Raw genomic sequence first — 2,730 nt, forward strand, 5'->3', positions numbered from 1 at the left:
CCAATCGGAGAACGAGGAATGATTACTCTCTCGTCGACATAAAATTCAATACCGCAGAACCAGGCTCTGTTTGTAAGATAAGCGGTAGGTACTCTGTCTCTTACTCTGATGGTCAGGGCTCTGGCGATGTTTCTCTTTTCCCTGTCGGTAAGCTTGGCATTCATTGTTTCAGGATCTCCCGGCGGATCCAGATTGATAAGGCAGAGAACGAGATAAAGAGCCTCGTCCCAGTAGCTTTCTGTACCATGCCCCAGATACACGTTGTTTTCGATCAGATAACTGGTAACATAACGAACAACATCATTAATTGTTTCAAGTTCACTGACAATTTCAGCTTCTACATCTTCGGGAAAATTCTCTTTGTGGAACTTCTTGCTTTCAACTTCATTTTCAATAATGTCATTCATAAATATCTTCCGATGTCATCCGTAAGGAATAACGGCAGGACTCACCTTCCGTCTCCTGATTCTGAATTTCTACATATATTTAAAACCGAGGTAAACACATTCTTTAATGTTACAGGCAAAACACGAGTCAGACAAAAGACTTTTTACTCTGATAACATTTACTGAGATATTTACCTTAATTTCCGCAGGCATGACCGGACTGAAAGACAGTAACGGCTGCGATACCGTTACGGCATCTGCGGACAGTTGTATTAGTATATACTGCTTGACATTGTTTGCAATAAGAATATTGCCGGAATCCTTATGTTAACTTCTCAGGATTTTAACACTAAAAAAGATTTATTCAGTAATACCACTCAAAATAATGTGACTTTATAAAGGTTTGACTGATGTTCTTCCTTGGACATCGGTTTAATTTTTGATATACTATGAGTGTTATTTAACACTCGTGATATACAAGCTATGAATAAGAAAATACCGGTAATTTTCCCTGAGGGAAACCATAAGATTACACTAAAAAAGATTAAGTCAACTACATATGTTTATTTTGAGTATGATCGTAAATACAACCCTAGTACAAAGCATACGACTCCTCTGCGTCAGTGTATAGGTAAGTTGTCTGAGGGTAATCCTAAAATGATGCTTCCTAATCAATATTATCCAAAGTATTTCGGAATGGAACATATGGCTGATACTGTCAGTTGTGATCGCAGTTGCTCTCTGTCTGCAGGAACTTACATTGTTTTGGATAAAATTATTCATGATTACAAAATCGATGAATATCTCAAAACAGCTATACCTAATGATGTCTATGCAGGATTATTTCTTGACCTTGTAGCTTATGAAATTATTTGCGGTTCAAATGTAGCACAGCACTATCCGAATTACGCGTTTAAACATCCGTTGTTCACGCCGGAAATGAACATTTTCAGCGACAGTTATATAGGTAATATGATTGAAAATCTAACAGTAGATCATAGACAGAGTTTTCTTAATCTATGGAATCAGGCACGTAATAAACGCGAGAAAATTTATGTATCGTATGATTCTACCAACCGGCACAGTACCGCAGGTGATATTCAAATGGTTGAATTCGGGAAACCCAAAGATGGAAAAAAAGATATACCGATAATTAATCAGGGAATTGCATACGATTGCACTTTCAGAGAACCATTATTTTATGAATCATATCCTGGAAGTATTGTAGATGTATCAATGATTACCCATATGGTAGAGAAAGCTGTTTCATATGGATACCGTAACATTGGATTCATTTTAGATCGAGGATATTTTGCTAAGGAGAATCTCTTTTTCATGGATCTTCATAATTACGATTTTGTAATTATGGCAAAAGGAAAGGTTGAGTTCATTCGTAATCTGATAGAAGAAGCTATGGGAACATTTGAACTTGAAAGAGAATTTTTAATTAAAAAATTTCAGCTCCAAGGTACGACCATTAAAAAGAAAATATTTGAGGATGATAAACGGGATCGCCCCCGTTTTGTTCATGTTTATTATAATGAACTGGTTGCAGCCGTTGAACGAAGAAAACTTGAGGAACAAATATCCAGATGGGAAAAAGAGCTTGGAAAATGTCTTGATAAAAAAGTCATGAGTTCGAATCTGGATGGATTCGGAAGATATTTCAATTTAAAGTTCGATGAACAGAATCAACTTGTATCCTTCACGGCTAATAATCGTGCCATAGAAGATGAGAAATTCTGGTACGGGTATTTTTGCATTATTACATCAAACGAAATGACAGCTGAAGAAGCTTTAAAACTTTACAAAGGCAGAGATTCTAGCGAAAAACTCTTTATGATTGATAAATCTTTTCTGGGTAATAACTGCTACAGGGTCGAATCTCAATCATCAAAAGATACCAAGGAATGGATTGGATTTGTTGCCGAAATTGTAAGAAATAAAATTTATAATAGCCTTATGGACTGTCAGGGGAATACTCAAATAAGAAGCAATGAATTGACAGTTCCGGCAATACTTGGTGAGTTGGAAAAAATTGAAATCAGCAGACAATTAGAAGGAGGATACCATTTGAGCTACCCTCTTACCAAAAAACAAAAAATTATATTATCTGAATGCTTTCATATTTCACGTGAAGAAGCAACTCTTCGATTATTGGATTTATGCAAAACTGTCACGAGAATTGAAAAAGTTTCCAATAGTTCATAAAATCAATTCTGTTATCAACGAGTGTTAAAATCTCTGGAAGTTAACAATACAAGTACTGTCAATGATTTATCGTCATATTCTTACAAGGCTCGCAAACGCTCACTTAGAGAGATTTCGGTGTTGTATGCGTATG

3 protein-coding genes are annotated in these 2,730 nt (G+C 36.0%); 2 read left to right on the top strand and 1 reads right to left on the bottom strand.

All coding sequences use genetic code 11. The features are described from left to right. Positions 1 to 407 (bottom strand): hypothetical protein (locus ACJROP_RS00255; protein ID WP_406533515.1); only part of this gene is annotated, 407 nt, incomplete at its 3' end. Positions 408 to 419: 12 nt separating this feature from the next. Here ACJROP_RS00255 and ACJROP_RS00260 point away from each other — a divergent pair. Together ACJROP_RS00260 and ACJROP_RS00265 are read left to right on the top strand one after the other, a co-directional pair. Continuing rightward, positions 420 to 572 (top strand): hypothetical protein, encoded by a 153-nt coding sequence (locus tag ACJROP_RS00260; RefSeq protein WP_406533516.1) that lies wholly within the window; start codon positions 420 to 422, stop codon positions 570 to 572. Between the two features lie 297 nt (positions 573 to 869). After that, entirely contained in the window at positions 870 to 2,597 is a 1,728-nt protein-coding gene (locus ACJROP_RS00265; RefSeq protein WP_406533517.1) for a transposase, read from the top strand. Positions 2,598 to 2,730: the final 133 nt, after the last annotated feature.

The organism is Methanobrevibacter sp., from assembly GCF_045220775.1.
Lineage (GTDB): Archaea > Methanobacteriota > Methanobacteria > Methanobacteriales > Methanobacteriaceae > Methanocatella.

What these genes read in the sequence shown, in the direction of transcription:
- ACJROP_RS00260 (WP_406533516.1), top strand. Translation starts at nt 420, where the DNA reads ATGTCATCCGTAAGGAATAACGGCAGGACTCACCTTCCGTCTCCTGAT.
- ACJROP_RS00265 (WP_406533517.1), top strand. Translation starts at nt 870, where the DNA reads ATGAATAAGAAAATACCGGTAATTTTCCCTGAGGGAAACCATAAGATT.